Genomic DNA, 18,981 nt, shown 5'->3' with positions numbered 1-18,981 from the left:
TCTATTTGATAGGAAGCTTCATCGTCACAATTTCTCGTGGATCCAAGTTCATCTTGAGTTCATTACCCGTGACCGTGTAGTCTGCGTAATCCTTGTCGACGACGGCATCCGGATGGTCAAGATCGTTGTGCGCGTTCATTTCAGCTGGATTCAAGCACTTCGTGTAGGTGATGTCGCCAATTGCTTTAGGCAAAGTCAGGGTTAACTCGTGTGCTTTATCAGGATTAACGTTACATACAGAAACGATGTAGTTGTTGTCCTTTTCTGAAACGGTGTAGTTTAAGTCATTGTTCATTTCATGGAATGCTTGTAACAACCGGGCATCTTGATGTAGCTGGTACATCTTGAATACATAGTAGGTTGGCGTCAAAATAATCTTGTCGCCTTCGGTCATCACCATGCTCTGCAAAACATTGATCATCTGTGCAATGTTCGCCATCTTAATCCGGCCGGCATACTTGTTAAAGATGTTCAGTGACGTGGCAGCAACAGCGGCATCCCGCATCGTGTTTTGTTGAATCAGGAAGGCGGGGTTCGTGCCCTTCAACGGCTGGAACCAAGTCCCCCATTCGTCGACAACCAAGTCCGTGGACTTTGGCATCAATTCCAAGTGCCGGGAGATCATGTCGTCAATTTGACGGGCACTGTTCAATAAGCTCGTCCAATCTTCAGCGTTAAAGTCGACCGCATCACCCTTGTCGTTCCACCCATTAGTTAAGGCGTAATGGTGTAAGGCTAAGCCATCCATAAAGGGTTCAGCGCGTTCCGTAACTTCCTTGGTCCAGGCATAATCGTCATCGCTAGGGCCACTAGCAACCTTGTACATTGGACCGTTGTATTCTGAAACGTAGGTCTGGAAACGCCGGTAAACGTCTGAGTAGTACTCAGCGCTCATAAAGCCGCCGCCCATCCAAGCTTCGTTCCCTAATCCCAAGAACTTAATCTTGTAAGGCGCCGCATGACCATTTTGCCGCCGTAAATTAGCGAAGTAAGAATCGCCATCGGCTGTCATGTATTCGATCCAATCAACCATTTCCTTGACGGTCCCACTACCTAAGTTAATGTTGATGTAGGCTTCACACCCAAGTTGGCGGCAAAGTTCAAAGAACTCGTCCGTCCCGAAGGAGTTGTCTTCAACTACGGCACCCCAACTATGGTTGATGGTCTTTGGCCGCTGATCCACTGGCCCAATCCCATTTTCCCAATGGTACTCATCAGCGTAGCTACCGCCGGGCCAACGTAGCACTGGAATATGTAAGTCTTTCAGCGCATTGACTACGTCGCTCCGCAGTCCATTTACATTTTCGATCGGGCTGTCCTTGCCAACCCAGATACCATCGTAAATCCCATGCCCTAAATGTTCTGCAAATTGTCCTTGTAAATACTTACTAATCAGAATCTTGTCATTTGACTCATCCGTAACTTTCGCCTTCATAGGCTCACTCTCCAAATAAGTAATAGTTAAGATATCTTGTATTCCTGTGCACAACCCTATGTTAGCGCTTGCAAAGTCGAAGTCAATATCGTTTTTGTTGATTGCTTAACTTTATTTGAATCTACTAATCATTTTCGTTATCAAGGGGGTATAATTGAACTATCGGTAAGATGGCTTAGTAACATATAGACTACTTAGGAGATGTATTCATGGATTTATCACTTACAAATAATTCATTGCCGGCGTTCTCGGCGTTAGATAATCCGGTCAGACTAGAAATCATCAATTTACTGTCAAAATCAAAGATGAACGTGAAGGAAATCGCGACGGCTGTAGGCCTCAGCAGTACCATCACCATCATGCATTTGAACAAGTTAGAAGCTGCACATATTATTCGCACCGAAAAACACGGGAATCAGCGAATCTCCATCTTAACGGTCGACAACATTACCATTCATTTTCCCCAACAACTCTATGTCCCCTATGAAAAATACGAATTCAACATTCCCATTGGGCAATACACCCATTACCAAGTTTCCCCAACCTGCGGGCTAGCTGGACAAACTGGCTTCATTGGCAAGGTCGACAATCCCAAATACTTTATGAATCCGGAACGAACCGATGCTGGAATGCTGTGGTTCTCCGACGGCTTCGTGGAGTACACGGTCCCCAACTACCTGGCCCCCGACCAACAGATCAAGATGATTGAATTTAACGTTGAGCTGAGTTCAGAATTTCCGTTCTCAAATAACAATTGGTTATCCGACATTACCATTTCCTTGGCGGGTAAGACGCTGGGAACCTGGACTAGCCCCGGTGACTTCTCCGATGTCCGCGGGAAATTCACGCCCGAATGGGTCTATAGCGATATGAATCAATATGGTTTACTAAAAACCATTCGTATCTCTGAGTACGGCACCTTTATCGATGGTCACCATTTCTCCGACATAACCATTTCGGATATCGATGCCAAACGCGACAACTGGACACTGCGGTTCTCCGTTCCTAAAACCGCTGAACACTGCGGCGGCTGCACGATCTTTGGCAAACACTTTGGCAATTACAATCAGGACATTAGCTTCCGAACCTACTACCAGGAAAAGATTAAGAGCGACTAGCTGGATACAAAAAATCGGCGCCACCGTGGTAAAACACGATGACGCCATTTCTTTGTGTTCTGCTCGCATCCTTACTGGTGTCGAGCATCCATTTTATAAAATTGGTGATAACAGCCGTGAAGCCGTCTGCTTAAAGCGCAGGTAGGCCGACTGCTGCTTGAATTTTTCTGGCGTAATCAGCTCACTGTGCCGCATGTCCGCCTCGTAAATCTCTTCCAACTGCGTGGCGACTACCGGGTCGTAAATGAATGCGTTGATTTCGAAATTCAATTTAAAACTCCGATAATCCATGTTGGCCGAACCCACGGAGGCAATCCGGCCGTCGACAACCATGGTCTTGGCGTGAATGAACCCGTTGTGGTAGAAGTAAATCTTCACGCCATCATCGGCAAGCTGGCGGGCATAGTACTGGGTTGCCCGGTAAACAAAGGCGTGATCCGGCTTGTCTGGGATCATGATTCGCACGTCAACGCCGGCCATGGCCGCAATCCGCAGGGAGTCCAAGACACTGTCGTCCGGAATCAGGTACGGCGTCTGAATCCACAGGCGCTTCTCCGCCGTCTGAATCAGCCGCATGTACCCCATCTTAATCTGTTGCAGGTCGGAATCCGGCCCACTAGAGACAATCTGCAAACTGGTTTCCCCCTTAACCTTGGTCAGTGGGAAGTATTTGTGCTCGATGCGGTCGTCCTTGAACGGATGGTCGCGGTCGGTGGCGTTCCAGTCCAGCATGAAGCGCGCTTGCAGGGAGAAGACCCCGGAGCCCACGATGCGTAAATGCGTATCGCGCCAGTAGCCAAACTTTTCCTTGCGACCAAGGTACTGGTCACCGATGTTAAAACCGCCAACGTAGCCAACCTGGCCGTCAATTGTGACGATCTTCCGGTGATCACGGAAGTTCAGCCGGAAGTCAATCACGGCCGAACGCGTGCCCAGGAAGGCTTCCACGTGGCCGCCCACGTCAATCAACGGCTTGAAGAACCGTTTCCAGGTACCCATCGATCCCCATGGATCATAGATCACCCGAACTTCGACGCCGGCCTGAGCCTTCTTCACCAGCAGGTCCAGGATGTCATTTCCAATCTTATCGTTGTAAAAGGTGTAAAATTCAATGTGAATACTGGAGTGGGCCCGTTCAATGTCCTCCATCATAAGATGGAACAGGTCGTGACCGTCCGTAATCACCCGCACCCGGTTCTTCCGGGCTAAGAAGGCGTGGTCGGTCTCCATAAACATATTAACCATATTGATGACCGAGTGACTAATTTGGTCAGCCGGCATAATTTTGTCGCCAATTTCTTCACGTTGCTGGCTGAGCCGTTCCTCTAACTGAACCGCCACTTGCCGTTTCAGCCGAAACATCCGACCCTTGGGTAGTTTTCGCCCAATAAAGGCGTAAGCGATAAACCCGACGACGGGCAGTAGAACCAGCACCAGCATCCAAGCCCACGTCGCGGCAATATCACGTTTCTCACGGAAAACCGTCACGAATGCCAACGTCGAGTTGACAAGCACAATGATTTCCAGGATGAGCATGTAATTCACGTTCACGGGTAATCCCCTCCTCTAACTCTCTGTGTTTTTATGATACGCTAAATCATCAAAATGTCTTTAGTTTTCCTTAACTTTTTTCAATTAATTCACCCTAAATCGACCAGGAGGCGTTTCCATGTTTTCTCACTTGACCACGTTGATTGGCGGCTTACACGGCACCAGCCCCTTTCGCGTTTTACACTGGATTTTCCGGGACAACCCGACCATCGGGATCATCCTGTTGGCGGGCATTATCTTGTACAGCATCTACCGCTACATGAATCGGCGCTAATGTGTCGTTCCCGCCGGCGGGTTCAAGGCGGCCTGCTATGGGGCCGCTTCCAGCCTGAGAAGCGGTCTTCCAGCTCGACTTTGAGCCCCTAAACCGGTCTCAAAGCTCGTCCCGTGGTCTAAAACTGAGAAATTCACTCAGTTAAGACCACCGACACAGCTGGCCACCTTGACCCGCCTCTGGTCGCTCACGTTAGCGCATTAATCTTCCGATTTCTCGCCTTTCACTGTGTCCTTTGCGCTAGCGTTGCACCTATGGCAATACTTATTTATCCCGTTCAATGTATCTCCATCGTTCTACTACTATAGTTTTCTAAGCTCTCACTTAACAATTAAGACTTATTCTTATATCAACGGTCATCAAAAAATCACCCAGCCACAAACCAGTGGACTGGGTGATTTTAATTTTTCGCTTTAAAAACTACTTGCCGGGTCGCCGTATTGGCTGGTCCCGGTTGTGTAATTGATTTTGACGCCGGCCTGGATGTTAAAGATGTAGACGTTGTAGGAAACACCGGGGTTATTGACCGACTTGGCCTGCATGTGGACGCCGCGGGCAACTAACTCGTTGCCGCGGAAGACCGGTTGCACCTGGTAACGAATGTAATCGCTGGGATGGCTCTTCAGGTAGCTGGCCACCGGATTTTCATAGGCGGTCATGCCGGGGTCGTTCAGTGAACGGGTCCCGGTCATCAGGTTCTTCAGATTGTTATTTTGCCCAGTCAGTTGGTAGCCGATTAAATGACTTCGGTTGTACAGGTAACCCCGCTTGCCATTGACCGTGTATTCCTTGTTCTTCCACCCAGTCGGGTTGACGTTGAGTGGCTGGCGCTTGGCCGTGGGCATCGTGCTCTTGCTCAACAAGGCATTCGCCGTGGTCACCCGGTTCAAGGTGTCCAGCTCGCCATACGTCGCCCAGGGACCCTTCTTCGTGGACAATTGGGCCGCGGTAAACGTCGGCTTGTTGTGGTTGACCGCCACGATTTGCGTGCCGGTGTATTTCTGATCTGCTAGGGCTTTCGTCGCGACCGACTGCTTGGGTACCGTGGCCGTGGTGCTCGAATTCGTTGCCTGATGGCTGGTACTCCCCACTAAACTCGTGGCCACGTTGGTAATTTTACGAGCGGTCGGGTTGCCCTGACTACTTAACGTGCCCACAACCCCAATCAAAATCACCGCAATGGCGGTGTAAATGGACACGCGCCCACCCCGGCGGCGTCCCCGATAACGTTTACTCATTTTTCTCTTCCTCTCAGCTCTCATAGTGTTACCTTCTATTTTAGCAAAAGAACATACGTTTGTCTGCTTTTATTGATTATTAATCACTACTTTTAATTATTAATAATTGATTATTACAGCTAGTCACGCCAACTTAACACTTTTTTAACTGCACGTCCCCCGTTTCTGGTGGACCGCCATGCTATACTATAGGAGAGAAGTAGGCGGTTTGTGTGAACAACATAAAACTGTTATCATTTGCGATGAGGTGATTGAGATATGAAGAAATCCCGTACGATTGCCGCCGCTCTGAGCCTTTTGGCTGTATTTGCCATCGGCTTGGCCGGCTGCAGTAGCTCCAGCAGTAAGTCGGGGAGCAACCAACAAGCTAGTTTTAAAAACAAGACCACGAAAAAGGCTGACGTGAAGTCCACGTTGACGGGTTCCAAGCAACTCTGGTACGTCAACGGTGCCATCAATGCCAAGAGTAATTCGGGTCTGGAAGCCTACAGCTTCGACGCTAACGGTAAGGCGACCGTCTACAACGTTAACAAGTACTACAAGTCACTTAGCGCTGCCAAAAAGGACAACGCCTTAAACAAGATTGGGACCCTGAACACGACCTTTAAGACCAAGGGTGACGATACCGTCATCAACTTTAAGGGTAAGCTGTCGGACATTCCGATGACGCAAAAGTTCACGGTCAAGAAGACGGTCACTGGTAAGAATGACGCCGCTAAATTAAAGGTCGCCGGTTACCACATTTCTCGTGACGTCGATGATGACGTGACGCAGGCCGTTTTAGTTAAGGTCGCTGAATAAACTATCCGGGAAACGGCGCTGCGCTGGCAGAGCCGTTTTTTGTTTGGAGGAAACTTTTATGAAAAAATTGGGCCCCTGGATTGGGGCAATTCTGGTCGTGGGCGGCGTCTTGGTCTATCAACGACACCGGCACCTTCCTGCCATCGTCCTCCTAGAAACGGGCGTGCTAGGAATCGCTGTGGTCCTGGGAATTTTCCACCTGATCAGCCTCTGGCGTAACCGCCGTTAACCCATCGCAGAGAATGGCTGACAGCGCTTTCTCTTTGGGGTATGATAGGGCCAAAGGAGTGTGATACTGATGTTGAAACACAAGTTTATCATGGACACTATGGACCCCGCAGAATTCAAGGAACACCGTGAACGCTTCAGCACACTGATTTCCGAAAACCCTTGGCTGGTTCCTGCAGTGATTTCTTTAGAGATCATCCCGGTCACCACCATGCTGCACGGCTTCTGGAAGAATCGCCAACTCAAGAAACAACTCCAAATTGAACGTGAACAAACCAAGCAACTCCAGTTAGGTGGCGGCTGTCAACACGGCAAATGCTGTGGCAAAGGCGGTCACTGTCACCATCATCCAAGCGGCAAGCCCCAAATGCTAGCGGATGACGCCCCTGAACACGCACCCATGGGCCATTGCCATCACCACATGGGCTAATTCAAAGACCTAACTTAAAATCACTTCCAGCTCACGGGCAGGAAGTGATTTTTGGGCTTCTTAGCAAAATTTTATTAAAATGTAACATATGCTTAGTATTATAAATACAATTAGTTTTCCACATTTTAAGCAAATAAGTAACGTCAAATTCTGCGAAATCACATAAAAACAGTGTGTAAACTATTAGATAAAAGTAATCCAACCCCCTTTCAATCCCCAAAACACCCCTATTGCACCAGCTGTTTAGTAATATCTAATAGATTACATTACTACGAACTGAATTTCCTTCACACTTTCTTCACAATTACCAGTTAGGATACAAGCATACCAATAAAAACCTATTAACCAACCTTTTTTCATTTTATTTATCAATAAAATGATCCACTTACCCTAACCAAGTATGTGGCCTGACCGTCCTCTAACCAGGGACGGTTTTTTTAATCCGATAATACTCTACTTACAAAAAAGCTCAGCATTAGCGTTAACTATGGCTGGGCTGGTAAGTAATCCTATTTATAATGCCCACAACAAGCTGCTATATGCAGTGTTATTTCATCAGTTTCGGCTTGGCTAAATCATGACTACGCAACTTTCCATCTTTGATTTGTTGAATTCCTTGTAAAATCCATTCGTAATTTGTTGAATCGTTGGTTAAAAATTGATTTTCCACAAGATTATTGTAGGTTACCTCTGAGATTACAACAGCATTAGGCGCATTTTTACGAGTAACCGTCACCGGTTCAAAATCCAATGTTGCTTGATCCAAATAAGCTTTCAAATTTTTACGGAACCCTGAATAGGTCGTTGCTTTCACTACAATCACCCCTTTTATACAATTGTACGAGTACTTTATCTTCCTTTAATCCGTCAAAAAAAGGAACGTCCAACCATCACTGACGAACGTTCCCACCCAACATTAAATCGTTAATAATTCCGCCGGGGTACTTAACAAGTACGTCGGCTTTTCAGCCTTCACCGAGGCTGGGTCGGCGGCACCCCACATGGCCGCGGCGGTGGCGACACCGGCGTTGTTTCCCATTTGCATGTCGTACTTGGCATCCCCGATCATGACACTCTCATCGGCGGCCAAGTCAAAGCGGTCCAGCAAGCTTAAGATGCCATCGGGTGCTGGTTTGTAATGGCTCACCGTGTCAGAGCCACTAATGGCCTCAAAGGTTTGGCCCAGGCCAAGTTGGTCAAGGTTGCGTTGCAGCGGCACCGAGTGCTTGCTGGAAACCACGTATAAATGGTCTCCCCGCTGCTTTAAGGCCGTTAGCGTGTCCGCAATCCCATCAAATAAGGTGATGCCGAGCTTTTCAGCCTCGTGATACTGGGCGCGAAATTCCGTGTAGAGTTCGGCCAGTTCCGGCTCGCTAAGCGTTTCCGTCGCCATTTTCGCAAAGGACACCTCAATCGGTACGCCCATGTAGCTCACGACCGCCTCACGACTGGGTTGCGTCAGGCCCTTAGCGGCATATGCCTGCTGGGTTGCCAGCACGGCCACGTCACGGGTATCGGCCAGCGTACTATCAAAATCAAACAAAAAATTGTGCATCAGATCACCTCATCAATTTATCTTGCCAACGTCTCTCTTATTTTACGCGTTGCGGGGGCCTACTGGCTAGCGTTAACGCCTATCTTTTTGAAAAACGCTGATGCCCAATGTTTCATGTGAAACATTCGCGACACTAAAAAATCAGCCGCCAAGATGACCGACTGATTTTAACGTTTATGATAAAGAATCCCAAGGAGCCAAAGCCTGTGGTGTCGTGGCTAAGACGGCTTGTTGTTCTGGCGTTAAGAAGCGCTTGTGGACGACCACTTCGTAGACGAAATCATCCATCCAGTCGTCGGTCATGACAAAGTACCCCTTGTCGCCGTTCTTCTCGCCCCAACTGTTTTCAACCTTCCAGCGGTTGGGTTCGTCATTAACCAGGTTGACCCCGGTCAGCGTCATGGCGTGAGACACACTGGCCTCACCCGTAGCGAGCCGTTGGGCCTTGGTCAAGCTCAGGTCAACGCCAAATAGGTCGCTGACTTGGAACAAGTGGCTGTCTAAGAAGCCGCGTTCCCGACTCATTTGTTGCAGGACATCGTTCCCGAACCAGACCGATTCACCACTCTGAAGTTGGGCGATTGCAGCTTGCTTCATGTCGGCCAATGGTAAGTTGAGGAAGCTGATGTGCTTGCCACCCACGATGTTGTCCTGGCTTGGCAGGCTGTAGTGTTGATTAAACGCCTTATCTGGCGAATTGGCAATCACGACATAGTCATCGAGGTCGATATCAAAGTAATCGTGGAAGAAACCTTGTGGCGTTAACCCTTCGGCCCGGTGGATCTTTTGCTTGTCGTCTTTGAATTCTAGGTCAAACGTGGTTGGTGGTTCGCCAAAGGCGTAGGCGGCCATCCGGTAAACTTCCTTCATGGCTTGGGCGCGCGTTTCCGCAATGGCGTCCTCGTCTGCCCCGTCCGCGACTAATTGGCGCAGTGCCAGCGCATCCTTACGCAATTTCAGATTCAACGCGGCGCCGATACCGGTCGTATCATTGCTGTTAAATGATTCTGGCATGGCACTCACCGGCACGACCCCATACTTCTGCACGAGTGCCGCCCCCATAGCCCACTGACCACCATCATTGTCGGGATGGCCCAAGTAGTAAGCGACTTCGCGGTCATCGAGTGGCTGGTCGGCCGTGCGTAAAATGTTGTCGAAGAACATGTTGGCCCGTTCCACGCGGTCCCAGAAGAACAGGTAGCTTTGGGACAATTCAAAGTCCTTTACGTCGTATTTCGCCGCGAATTGATGGCGAATCGTGTTCAACGTGGCAAACAGCCAGCAACGGCCGGAATGCTTCTGGTTGGAAACCTTCCCCGTTGGTAATTCCACGGAGAACGTGCGGTTCAAACGCACGGCGGCTTGGGGATCTTCAGATGCTGCGAGGACCCCGTTTTTGATGACGGCCCGACTCACAACGTTGTGGGCGGGTTGTTTTTGTAAATCAGCACGTAAATCCGCCGTCTCAGCAGCGGTTAATTCATGATTGGTCTTGGTTTCTGGCATAGAACGAACTCCTCTCGCGATGACTTCATGAGAACTCTCATGAAAATCTCATAATTTACATAGATTCATTCTAGCCCTTTCGCTTTAGAAAGGCAATTAATTTTTGGCACGAAAAAACGTGGCCAGACCCACTCGCCTAACCACGTCAATCACCCTATGTATGTTTCTAACCGCCACTATGCCTGATCAGCCGGCCCAGTCTCGTTACCCACGGCCCGCAACGCCAACTGCCGAATCTGAGCCACCAACGCATCATGCTGGTCGGCCGGTACGTCCGCGAGCAAGCTGTCGGCCACTTCCTGCCGCAATTTAACAATATCGGGATACAGCGCTTCGCCCCGCTTGGTCAACGACAGCTCGTAAACGCGCTTGTCCGCCTTGGACTGACGCTTACGGACGTAGCCCAGGTTGACCAACTGATTGACTGCCCGAGTCACGTTGCTGGGATTCAAGTAAGTTAAGCTGATCAACTTATCCTGCGTCAAGCGCGGTTGTTCGTGAATCCGTAAAATATAGTAATACATGCTGGCGTTTAACCGGTACGGTTGGAGGCGCCGGTCAAGCGCGATACGCGTATAACGGTTGGCAATCGACAACCACTTTAAAATGTCGGGATCATTGCTACTGGTGACCATAAGCCGCCTCCTTCTCTAAAATTACGTGCGCAAGCATATACTAAATTATCGCGATTGTCAAGCAAACACGCCGCTTCCCCACCTTCGTGGAACCCGAAGGACAGCGGCCACTATGCCGTCTGAGGACAGTAAAAAAGCGTGGTCCCAGTAATGGGTTCCACGCTTGCATTTTAACTAGTAAGCTAAGCTATTCACATTGGCCCGGCGCGTCTTGCTAGACGTCCAGAATGGCACCTTAACGACCCCTAAGACCTTGTCCTTATCGACGAAGCCCCAGTACCGACTGTCGTTAGAAACGCTCCGGTGGTCCCCCAGCACGAAGTACTTGCCCTTAGGGACGACCGTGGTGATTTTCTTGCCATCGTTCCACTTCTGCGTCTTTTGCAGGCTAGCCAGCGTCCAGTTCCCGGTCCCAGCAGTCCGTTCGCTGGTGGAAATGAAGCCCTGGTCGACCTTCTTCTTGTTCACGTAAATGTACCCGTTCTTGCTCGTCACCGTATCGCCAGGCAGGCCAATGACCCGCTTCACGTAGTTGGTGTTGGGCTTAGCGGAAGGATCCTCACCATGGGCATCAAAGACGATGACGCTCAGATGCTTGACGCTAGCCTGTTTCCAAGCAAAAACCTTTTCGTTGTTTTGGAGGTTCGGTTCCATGGATGGCCCGTCGACCCGCACCCGGGTGAAGACGAACGATTTAATCGCAAATGCGATGGCTAACCCAATAATCACAGGGATAATCCAACTCATGACTTCCTTTAATGCTTTCATGATTGAGCTCCTTATTTTCAGATATTAATATATTTTTATCATACACCCCGACTGCCCTTAGGAAAACTTTTTCTATCAGTGAGGGTCAAGTATCATCTTACCATTTACTGACTGAAAGTCCCACGTTTTCCCGTAATTTAATCCGCGTGTAACGTTTTTGTTGGCTGAAGGGGGCTAACAACCCGAATATTTTTCAAATGCCGCTTGCAAATTTACCCGTTTCCAGCAATAATAAGGAAACGAACTTACGTCAACAAATGATGTTCTGGACCGCCATTCTGCCCGGCAGAGTAGCGGTCCAGTAGTGTTTCTAGCGCTAATTATTCTATTATTTATGAAAGGGCTGACTGTTTTTGAATCCTACGCTTTCTCGACGTCGTCAAATTTGGCTGACGCTGCTCCTGGGGACCGTGAGTGCGACCGGACCCCTGGCCATTGACCTTTACTTACCGGCCCTCCCCCAAATGAAAATTCAATTTGCCACCAGCGCCTCACTGATGCAATTGAGCATCACGGCCTGCCTGATTGGGCTGGCGCTGGGCCAATTAATTGCTGGACCCCTCTCCGACCAGTATGGCCGTCACAAGCCGCTGGTGCTGGGATTTGTGATCTTCGGCCTGGTTTCCTTGGCTATGGCCTTCATTCATTCGATCACGCTCCTGATCATCCTGCGGTTCATTCAGGGATTGGCGGGTGCAACCGGTCAGGTGTTGGCTCGAGCCGTGGCACGGGACCTATTTTCCGGTAAAAAATTGACGCGCTTCTACGCGCTACTGAATACCGTCAACGGGGTCTTCCCCATCATCGCACCCATTATTGGGGGCTTCATGATCCACTACGTCGACTGGCAAGCCATCTTCATCCTGCTGGCCATCATCGGTTGGGTGATTGCCTTGGCCGTGGCGTTTGGCCTCCACGAATCATTACCGGTTGACCAACGGCAAACGGGCGGTTTCACCGCTTCCTTGGCAACCATGGGGAAATTGGTAGTCCAACCCGCTTTCTGGCCGTTGATTCTGGCCACGGGACTGGTCTACGGCGGACTCTTCAGCTACATTTCCGCCTCGACCTTCGTCTTCCAAACGGGTTTTGGCCTGGCACCCCAAACGTTTAGCCTACTCTACGCCTTCAATGGCCTGGGCATCGTGGTCGGGAGTAACTTACCCGGCCAACTCGCCAGTCGCTTCACCAACCGCCAACAGGTCACGAGTCTCTTGACGTTAGCGGCCGGCGTCAGCGCCGTCCTACTGGTGACGCTCCTATTCCCAGCCAACGTCTGGGTCGTCAGCGCGCTCGTCTTGGCGCTGGTCATCCTGATTGGGGCACTGCTCACACTGACGGTCACCATCATCATGGACCAAGCCACCAGCAACGCCGGCGGGGCTTCAGCCGTCATCGGTCTGGCGCAAAATGCCTGCGGTGGTCTGGCATCCCCACTGGTCGGCCTGTCCGGTAGCTCCTATGCCGCCATGGCCACCATGCTACTGGTCTGCAATGTGGGCGCCCTGGGCCTGGTCCGCTACCAAGCCAAAACTGCGGTGGCTAAATAACATTCGTTCCCGGCGGTGGGCTCAAAGTCCCCTGCTGTGGGGTCGGTTCCAGCCTAAGAAACGGGCTTCCACCTCACCTTTGAGCCTGAGAAACGGTCTCAAAGGTTGCCCCGTGGACTAGGCTGGGGACCTTGGCCCACCTCTGGTCACTAACGTTGATTTAGCTAGTGCAATTTAGCTCGAATCGACGTTAACACCCACAATCCCATACTAAAAATTCCCAACAATCATATGACAACTAACCACACAATTGATACGAAGGGCCCAACCAAATTTACGGTTGAGCCCTTTTTAAATGTCGACCGTTAATCCCAACCTAGGCCCTACCGCCGCCACACACACGCCAACAGTAAGCTAACCGCCAAAACATGAAACGAAACCAATATCAGCCGCAAAACTAGTCAAACTGAGTTGGGTTACGCAGTGTCAGTGACCAGAGGCGGATCAAAGCGACCAGCTGTGTCGGTGGTCTTAGTAGAGAGATTTTCTCTACTTAGAGCACGGGACGACCTTTGAGACCGCCCTTCGGCTCAAAGTCGAGGTGAAAGCCCGCCCCTAAGGCTGTAACCGGCCCCACAGCAGGGCACTTTGAATCCGCCGCCGGGAACGACTGTCACCGCGCTCCGACTCATTTTCACCAGCGTTGGTTAGGTGATTAGGTTAACTGTGGGCGTTTTTTAGCCACTTCGGTCACTCTGGGTCACATCCAAGTCGCCCGCCACCAGCCAACCAGCGACCTATGCTACACTGCAAGTGAAACAACGTATTAAGGCCGTCCACTAAAAATGCAGATCACGCCAGTTAACGAATCGCACTCCCCCCAAAGGACGTGGCGTTACTAGCGGCACTCACCTTAATTGGATTGACAAAAGGGGCTGTGACAACCGTCACAGTCCCTTTTTCGTGCCTGTTTAACCGCTCACTAGCCTTCATCAGCTAGCCGGCAGTTGTCCGGCACCTCTTCACGTGCCCACTGGGTCAGCTGGGCAACGACGTTCTTTAAAATTTTAATGCCTAATTGATAGTCCGGTTCGGACCCCAACATGCGGAAAGCCAGCGTCCAGGCGTCGTGGTACACACTCACGGTCAGCTGGAAATGCGGCATCGTGCGGTAGGCCCCGGCAAAGTAAATCTGCGTGACCGCCACGCCGCCAAAGTCCAAGCGCGTGTGGTCAATATGGCCGAAGTTGGCAAACGAAATCGCCGCTTGGGGCCGGTGCTTCTCGGCTAACCGCCGCACCAATTGTGGCGGTAGCGCCCGACTCATGCGATTCAACTCGACTAACGGTGGCAAGTAGGCCAACTCATCACGTAGCCGACTGATGGTCGCTTGCGTGTGTTGGATTACGTCCCCCAGCCGATCGCCATCTTCAACCGTAATCGGGATGGGCATTTCACTGGTCAGGTTGGCGACCTGAACCACGTTAGAAGCCGCCACTGGCCCGTGTAGCCGCAAATCAACTTGATAGGGAATAACTAGCCGTTTTTCACCGGTCAAGGCAAAGAGTGACAGCGCGTACGCCGACAGGAGCATGGCATTCATCGTCACATTTTCCGTCTGGGTCCGTTGCCGTAGCCGCCGACTCACTACCCGGGGAATGGTCGCCTCGCCACGGTGATGGTGCACGTCGCCTTGAAGGCTCGGAAAGGTCTCATCCGAGTTGCCATTCAGCGTTGGTAGCGCCCGATGGGGATGGCGCAGGTGGGCTAAAATCTTGTGCACGCTGCGCTCATTGGTAAAGTTGGCCAGGTCCTCGCCATCGTAGGCCGCGGCCAACAGATACAGGTAATGCTTGAAGCCCTCGCCATCCGTTAGCAGGCGGCTCATTGACAGGCGCAGGGCGTCGTAAGCCGGATGGTGAATGACCTGAATTTTTAATTGGGGCCCGGTCAAAACGTCCAGGTTGCCCCGCCCCGGGTCGTGAATCGCCGGGATTTCTTCAATCACTTGGTCCAGGGAATCCGCCGCATCTTCAAAGCGGTTCCAGCGTAAGTTATAGCGGCCCAACACTTGGGGGACCACTGTTTGGGTGGTTGCAACGGCCGTCTTTAGCCGCGCAACGTCAATGGGGTGCGTCAGGCTCAGTGTGCACTCGAGTAACGGGTACGTTTCCGCCAAATCCAGCGTTGGCATCAAGTCCAACGGTTCACCATGATAGATCATGAAAACACCCCTCCTTACTAATTTACGTTCAGTATAGCAAGCCGACCGACATCATTCGCTTATTTCACATAGATATTGATAAAAATTAATAAAGCTGTAACTTGCGGCCCCTATCGCCGTTTACAGCCCACTCTGTTAGAATGGAGGAAGTGCAACGCCATTTGACTGGGCGGTCAACCACAAACCACGAGCACCGGCTCCGCTCGCCGGGTCCCAGCCAAAGGGTTATTCTATTAATGAGGTGAATCAATTTGACTAATGCAATGACGCCCGTTTCCTGCAATGCCACGCTCATCGTGACCAGCCACCGGGTCTTCCAACCAGATTTAAACGAACACGAATCCGTCTTTGGCGGTAAAATTTTGTCGCTGGTAGATGATAGCGCTTCCGTGGCGGCTGTTCGTCTCACCCACAAGACCGTCGTGACCGCTTCCTTTGACCACGTCAGCTTCCTCAAGCCATTCCATTTGGACGACTCCATGTGCCTGGAAGCCTATGTTAGTGGTACGGGGACTCGTTCGCTAGAGGTCTTCGTGAAGATTATCGGCGAGAACCTGACGACTGGCAAACGCTTCGTTGGCTTTACCTGCTTCATCACCTACGTGATTGAGGATCCGACATCCACCAACCCACTACCACCAATGACGCCCGTGACTGATGAACAACGCTACATCTGCGACGGCTATGCAAAGCGCAATGCCCAACGGAAGGAACGGCGGAGTGAGCAGACGGACTTGAACGCCCACGTCTCCATCGAGTCCCCGTGGCCAATCTAACCATGTTCCACGTGAAACATCTTGGTTAAGCCCTCTGTCTAGCATTCAGCCCTATTCTAACCACAAAACAAATGGTCGACATCCCCGTAATCCCAGGACTGTCGACCATTTTTCAATGCCTATTCTTCTGTTTCACGTGAAACATCCTGCCACTCACTGGCGAGGATCCCGTACGAATACAGGTCCAGCCAGCGGCCATCCTGGTAGACGCCCTCGCGATTGATGCCTTCGCGCACGAAGCCGACCGCCTGATAGGCGTGGATTGCCGGCACGTTGTTGGCATTGACCTCCAGTGTGACCTTGTGCAAGCCTAACTCGTTGAACGCAAAGGCTAACACCGTGTTCAGCGTATCTTCGCCGAACCCCTGACCGCGATCACTGGCGACCGGCAGTGCGATACCTAACGTTGCCCGCCGATTTTTGAAATACACATCATCTAACATGACCCAGCCCAACAAGCCGTCGTCGGCATTGGCCCGCACCATGAAAAAGAAGCGCTCATTGTTGTCGGGTTCCGCGGCCAGTTCACTGTATTCCGCCGCCGTAAACGGGTGAAAGGCGTCCGCCGACAGATTGCGCAGGAGACCGGGCTCCCACTGCGTATCCTGAAGCCATTCGGCATCCCCGTCCCGCATTTCTGTTAAGTGTACCAAGCTACCTTGTACCACGTCCTTCATGGTCGTGACCCCCTCTGTTTTCTTTTACTCTACCACAGGTTAAAATCGTTGTCGCTACCAGTCAACTAGCCTATACTGAACGCAACGAAAAAAGGAGGATTCTCATCTATGAAAATTACTGTTATTGGTGCCACCGGGATGGCCGGCTCCGCCATTGTTGCCGAAGCCTTAAAGCGTGGTCACAGTGTCACGGCCTTGGCTCGCTCAGAAGAAAAATTAGCGAAACTTCCCGCCAATGCCAACCTAACGACGCGCACGCAAGACGCCTTTCAACTGACGACCGCTGACCTCACCGCCAGTGACGTGGTGGTTGATGCGTTTGCGACTGCCCCCGCTCAGGCTTACCTACACGTGGACCTGGCCACTCATCTGGTCAGTCAGTTACGAGAAACCACGACGCCCCGCTTAGCCTTCATCTTAGGCGCAGGTAGCCTGTTGACCGGCGACGACCACCACCTGTTCGTGCACGACTTAGAACAGGCACCTGAGGCCGCTAGCTTCATTAGTGTTCCCCAGAACCAGTTGAAGGAATTAACTTTCTTACGCGACGTCGACAACGTGAACTGGTTTGGCGTCTCCCCTGCCGCCAACTTCCATCCCGGTGAGGCCACAGCAGCTAAATTAGGCACCGACGAGCTGTTGGCCAACGACCAAGGCGAATCTGGGACTAGTGCCGGCACCATGGCCGTTGCCATCTTAGATGAAATCGAAAATCCCCAACACCACCAGACCCGTTTTACGGTGGCAGATAACTAAACCGCTACGCCGCCATATCATCTGGCGGCGTTTTTTGGTATGCTAGTCTGCGGTAAAACTCTGACATAGAAAGTTGCGATTACTTTGAAAACAAAATTAAATTGGCGGGAAATGTTGTTCATCGGCATGATGCTATTCGGGCTGTTCTTCGGTGCCGGCAACTTAATTTTCCCCGTCTTTCTAGGCCAACAGGCTGGTAGTCACGTGGGGGCGGCCATCGTCGGCCTCCTGCTCACGGGGATTGGCTTGCCGCTCCTGGGGGTCGCCGGCATTGGGCTGACCCGTAGTGAGGGCGTCTTCGACCTGGCGACCAAGGTCAACCGGCCGTTTGCCTACACCTTCACCATCCTGCTGTACCTTACTGTAGGCCCGTTCTTTGCGCTACCCCGACTCGCCACGACCTCCTTTCAGATTGGTCTGGCGCCGTTCGTCCATCCCGCGCAACAGGGCTGGGTGTTGGCGATTTTCTCCGTACTCTTCTTCCTGGTTGCCTGGGCCCTGGCCCGGAATCCCGGCAAGCTAATGGTCTACATTGGCAAATGGCTCACGCCAACCTTTCTGGTACTGTTGGGCCTCCTGATGCTCGCAGCCTTCATCAAACCCATGGGCGGCTTTCACGCTGCGGCGCGCGGAGCGTACGTGGCCAGTCCCCTAGCGACCGGCTTCACGGAGGGCTACAACACGTTAGATGCCCTGGCCTCCCTGGCATTTGGCATCGTCGTCATCGATAGCATTCGCCAACTGGGCGTGACCGAGCCCGGCCAGATTGCCAAGGACGTTATCAAGGCCGGCATCATCTGCGTCGTCCTCATGGGAATCATCTACTCGCTGCTAGCTCTGATGGGGACCATGAGTCTCGGCCAGTTTGTCGCAGCGGAAAATGGGGGCATCACCCTCGCCCAGATTGCCGATTACTACTTCGGCACGTTCGGGAATCTCCTACTGGCACTGATCGTCATCATTGCCTGCCTGAAGACGGCGATTGGCTTGATCTCGGCCTTTGGGGACACGCTCCACGGCCTGTTCCCCCGGCTATCCTACGTGGGCCTGACCATCTTCGCCGCGGCGCTTCCCTGTTTATTTGCCAACATTGGCCTGACCAAGCTGATCAGCTATTCGACGCCGGTCCTGATGTTCCTCTATCCACTGGCCATCGTCTTGATCATCCTGGCCGTGTGCTCACCGATTCTGGGCACCAGCCGCTGGCTCTTTGGCCTGGGGATGCTCTTCACCCTGATTCCGGCGATTTTCTCCGCTGTGGCCGCGCTGCCTGCCGCCTGGCAACGGGCCGGCTGGGCCCAAGGGATTCTGGCGTTAAATAACCGCCTCCCCCTGGCCACACAAGGGTTTAGCTGGGTGGTTCCCGCAATGATTGGGTGTGTCCTCGGTTGGCTAATGAGCCGACTCTTTGACCGCCGCGCCAATTAACGAAAAAATTATCGCCCCAATTGTCAAATCAAGTGCAACACAGGACAGTAAGGCGTAAGCATAACCGGATGCATGTTCTTGAAGACCTGTG

At 51.6% G+C, this 18,981-nt stretch carries 19 protein-coding genes; 9 read left to right on the top strand and 10 right to left on the bottom strand.

Features of this window, described 5'->3' with window-relative positions:
- Position 1 precedes the first annotated feature (1 nt).
- On the bottom strand, positions 2 to 1,435 hold the full coding sequence (locus JUF13_RS10110; RefSeq protein ID WP_125764872.1) for an alpha-N-arabinofuranosidase: 1,434 nt from the start codon (positions 1,433 to 1,435) through the stop codon (positions 2 to 4).
- Positions 1,436 to 1,644: 209 nt separating this feature from the next.
- Here JUF13_RS10110 and JUF13_RS10105 point away from each other — a divergent pair, with 209 nt between their 5' ends.
- Complete coding sequence (locus JUF13_RS10105) at positions 1,645 to 2,553, top strand: ArsR/SmtB family transcription factor (RefSeq protein ID WP_203639581.1); 909 nt, start codon at positions 1,645 to 1,647, stop codon at positions 2,551 to 2,553.
- 93 nt (positions 2,554 to 2,646) lie between these two features.
- On the opposite strand, the gene cls is transcribed toward JUF13_RS10105, so the two are convergent.
- Positions 2,647 to 4,104, bottom strand: a complete 1,458-nt coding sequence (gene cls / locus JUF13_RS10100) for a cardiolipin synthase (protein WP_373300827.1) — start codon at positions 4,102 to 4,104, stop codon at positions 2,647 to 2,649.
- A 118-nt stretch (positions 4,105 to 4,222) separates the two neighbouring features.
- On the opposite strand from cls, the gene JUF13_RS10095 reads away from it, so the two are divergent.
- Positions 4,223 to 4,378: a hypothetical protein gene (locus JUF13_RS10095; protein ID WP_164511336.1), complete on the top strand. Its 156-nt coding sequence runs from the start codon at positions 4,223 to 4,225 to the stop codon at positions 4,376 to 4,378.
- 413 nt (positions 4,379 to 4,791) lie between these two features.
- Here JUF13_RS10095 and JUF13_RS10090 read toward each other — a convergent pair whose 3' ends face one another.
- A complete protein-coding gene (locus JUF13_RS10090) occupies positions 4,792 to 5,616 on the bottom strand; it encodes a DNA/RNA non-specific endonuclease (RefSeq protein WP_203639580.1) in 825 nt (274 codons plus the stop codon).
- A gap of 258 nt (positions 5,617 to 5,874) precedes the next feature.
- Here JUF13_RS10090 and JUF13_RS10085 point away from each other — a divergent pair, with 258 nt between their 5' ends.
- From JUF13_RS10085 to JUF13_RS10075, 3 genes are all read left to right on the top strand, one after another.
- Positions 5,875 to 6,417 carry a hypothetical protein gene (locus JUF13_RS10085; RefSeq protein ID WP_203639579.1) on the top strand — a complete coding sequence of 181 codons (543 nt, stop codon included), beginning with the start codon at positions 5,875 to 5,877 and terminating at the stop codon, positions 6,415 to 6,417.
- A gap of 58 nt (positions 6,418 to 6,475) precedes the next feature.
- Complete coding sequence (locus JUF13_RS10080) at positions 6,476 to 6,646, top strand: hypothetical protein (protein ID WP_203639578.1); 171 nt, start codon at positions 6,476 to 6,478, stop codon at positions 6,644 to 6,646.
- A gap of 69 nt (positions 6,647 to 6,715) precedes the next feature.
- Positions 6,716 to 7,075 (top strand): hypothetical protein, encoded by a 360-nt coding sequence (locus JUF13_RS10075; RefSeq protein ID WP_203639577.1) that lies wholly within the window; start codon positions 6,716 to 6,718, stop codon positions 7,073 to 7,075.
- A gap of 547 nt (positions 7,076 to 7,622) precedes the next feature.
- On the opposite strand, the gene JUF13_RS10070 is transcribed toward JUF13_RS10075, so the two are convergent.
- From JUF13_RS10070 to lepB, 5 genes are all read right to left on the bottom strand, one after another.
- Positions 7,623 to 7,889, bottom strand: coding sequence for a type II toxin-antitoxin system Phd/YefM family antitoxin (locus JUF13_RS10070; RefSeq protein ID WP_203639576.1), 267 nt, complete (start codon positions 7,887 to 7,889; stop codon positions 7,623 to 7,625).
- 102 nt (positions 7,890 to 7,991) lie between these two features.
- The gene (locus JUF13_RS10065) at positions 7,992 to 8,630 is read right to left on the bottom strand and encodes an HAD family hydrolase (protein WP_203639575.1); all 639 of its coding nucleotides are present in this window, start codon (positions 8,628 to 8,630) and stop codon (positions 7,992 to 7,994) included.
- A gap of 174 nt (positions 8,631 to 8,804) precedes the next feature.
- Positions 8,805 to 10,136 carry a C1 family peptidase gene (locus JUF13_RS10060; RefSeq protein ID WP_203639574.1) on the bottom strand — a complete coding sequence of 444 codons (1,332 nt, stop codon included), beginning with the start codon at positions 10,134 to 10,136 and terminating at the stop codon, positions 8,805 to 8,807.
- 176 nt (positions 10,137 to 10,312) lie between these two features.
- On the bottom strand, positions 10,313 to 10,771 hold the full coding sequence (locus tag JUF13_RS10055) for a MarR family winged helix-turn-helix transcriptional regulator (protein WP_203639573.1): 459 nt from the start codon (positions 10,769 to 10,771) through the stop codon (positions 10,313 to 10,315).
- 174 nt (positions 10,772 to 10,945) lie between these two features.
- Positions 10,946 to 11,539 (bottom strand): signal peptidase I, encoded by a 594-nt coding sequence (gene lepB, locus JUF13_RS10050; RefSeq protein WP_125764890.1) that lies wholly within the window; start codon positions 11,537 to 11,539, stop codon positions 10,946 to 10,948.
- A 353-nt stretch (positions 11,540 to 11,892) separates the two neighbouring features.
- On the opposite strand from lepB, the gene JUF13_RS10045 reads away from it, so the two are divergent.
- Positions 11,893 to 13,089 (top strand): multidrug effflux MFS transporter, encoded by a 1,197-nt coding sequence (locus JUF13_RS10045; RefSeq protein WP_225893654.1) that lies wholly within the window; start codon positions 11,893 to 11,895, stop codon positions 13,087 to 13,089.
- A gap of 922 nt (positions 13,090 to 14,011) precedes the next feature.
- Here the strand turns inward: JUF13_RS10045 and JUF13_RS10040 are convergent.
- A complete protein-coding gene (locus tag JUF13_RS10040; protein WP_203639572.1) occupies positions 14,012 to 15,253 on the bottom strand; it encodes a condensation domain-containing protein in 1,242 nt (413 codons plus the stop codon).
- A 263-nt stretch (positions 15,254 to 15,516) separates the two neighbouring features.
- Here JUF13_RS10040 and JUF13_RS10035 point away from each other — a divergent pair, with 263 nt between their 5' ends.
- Complete coding sequence (locus JUF13_RS10035) at positions 15,517 to 16,029, top strand: acyl-CoA thioesterase (RefSeq protein WP_203639614.1); 513 nt, start codon at positions 15,517 to 15,519, stop codon at positions 16,027 to 16,029.
- A 119-nt stretch (positions 16,030 to 16,148) separates the two neighbouring features.
- Here JUF13_RS10035 and JUF13_RS10030 read toward each other — a convergent pair whose 3' ends face one another.
- The gene (locus JUF13_RS10030; protein WP_125764894.1) at positions 16,149 to 16,706 is read right to left on the bottom strand and encodes a GNAT family N-acetyltransferase; all 558 of its coding nucleotides are present in this window, start codon (positions 16,704 to 16,706) and stop codon (positions 16,149 to 16,151) included.
- Between the two features lie 108 nt (positions 16,707 to 16,814).
- Between JUF13_RS10030 and JUF13_RS10025 the strand changes: the two genes are divergently transcribed.
- Complete coding sequence (locus tag JUF13_RS10025; RefSeq protein ID WP_203639571.1) at positions 16,815 to 17,462, top strand: NAD(P)-dependent oxidoreductase; 648 nt, start codon at positions 16,815 to 16,817, stop codon at positions 17,460 to 17,462.
- A 111-nt stretch (positions 17,463 to 17,573) separates the two neighbouring features.
- The gene (gene brnQ, locus JUF13_RS10020) at positions 17,574 to 18,890 is read left to right on the top strand and encodes a branched-chain amino acid transport system II carrier protein (protein ID WP_373301405.1); all 1,317 of its coding nucleotides are present in this window, start codon (positions 17,574 to 17,576) and stop codon (positions 18,888 to 18,890) included.
- Positions 18,891 to 18,981 lie beyond the last annotated feature (91 nt).

Origin of the sequence: Levilactobacillus wangkuiensis (genome assembly GCF_016861605.1) — a bacterium.
Lineage (GTDB): Bacteria > Bacillota > Bacilli > Lactobacillales > Lactobacillaceae > Levilactobacillus > Levilactobacillus wangkuiensis.
The sequence above is the reverse complement of the archived record's forward strand: the minus strand, read 5'-3'. Positions and strand labels throughout refer to the sequence as shown.

Excerpts from the sequence above, each read along its gene's own strand:
- JUF13_RS10110 (WP_125764872.1), bottom strand. The coding sequence starts at position 1,435 with ATGAAGGCGAAAGTTACGGATGAGTCAAATGACAAGATTCTGATTAGT.
- JUF13_RS10105 (WP_203639581.1), top strand. The coding sequence starts at position 1,645 with ATGGATTTATCACTTACAAATAATTCATTGCCGGCGTTCTCGGCGTTA.
- JUF13_RS10095 (WP_164511336.1), top strand. The coding sequence starts at position 4,223 with ATGTTTTCTCACTTGACCACGTTGATTGGCGGCTTACACGGCACCAGC.
- JUF13_RS10090 (WP_203639580.1), bottom strand. The coding sequence starts at position 5,616 with ATGAGTAAACGTTATCGGGGACGCCGCCGGGGTGGGCGCGTGTCCATT.
- JUF13_RS10085 (WP_203639579.1), top strand. The coding sequence starts at position 5,875 with ATGAAGAAATCCCGTACGATTGCCGCCGCTCTGAGCCTTTTGGCTGTA.
- JUF13_RS10080 (WP_203639578.1), top strand. The coding sequence starts at position 6,476 with ATGAAAAAATTGGGCCCCTGGATTGGGGCAATTCTGGTCGTGGGCGGC.
- JUF13_RS10075 (WP_203639577.1), top strand. The coding sequence starts at position 6,716 with ATGTTGAAACACAAGTTTATCATGGACACTATGGACCCCGCAGAATTC.
- JUF13_RS10065 (WP_203639575.1), bottom strand. The coding sequence starts at position 8,630 with ATGCACAATTTTTTGTTTGATTTTGATAGTACGCTGGCCGATACCCGT.
- JUF13_RS10060 (WP_203639574.1), bottom strand. The coding sequence starts at position 10,136 with ATGCCAGAAACCAAGACCAATCATGAATTAACCGCTGCTGAGACGGCG.
- JUF13_RS10055 (WP_203639573.1), bottom strand. The coding sequence starts at position 10,771 with ATGGTCACCAGTAGCAATGATCCCGACATTTTAAAGTGGTTGTCGATT.
- lepB (WP_125764890.1), bottom strand. The coding sequence starts at position 11,539 with ATGAAAGCATTAAAGGAAGTCATGAGTTGGATTATCCCTGTGATTATT.
- JUF13_RS10040 (WP_203639572.1), bottom strand. The coding sequence starts at position 15,253 with ATGATCTATCATGGTGAACCGTTGGACTTGATGCCAACGCTGGATTTG.
- JUF13_RS10035 (WP_203639614.1), top strand. The coding sequence starts at position 15,517 with ATGACGCCCGTTTCCTGCAATGCCACGCTCATCGTGACCAGCCACCGG.
- JUF13_RS10030 (WP_125764894.1), bottom strand. The coding sequence starts at position 16,706 with ATGAAGGACGTGGTACAAGGTAGCTTGGTACACTTAACAGAAATGCGG.
- JUF13_RS10025 (WP_203639571.1), top strand. The coding sequence starts at position 16,815 with ATGAAAATTACTGTTATTGGTGCCACCGGGATGGCCGGCTCCGCCATT.
- brnQ (WP_373301405.1), top strand. The coding sequence starts at position 17,574 with ATGTTGTTCATCGGCATGATGCTATTCGGGCTGTTCTTCGGTGCCGGC.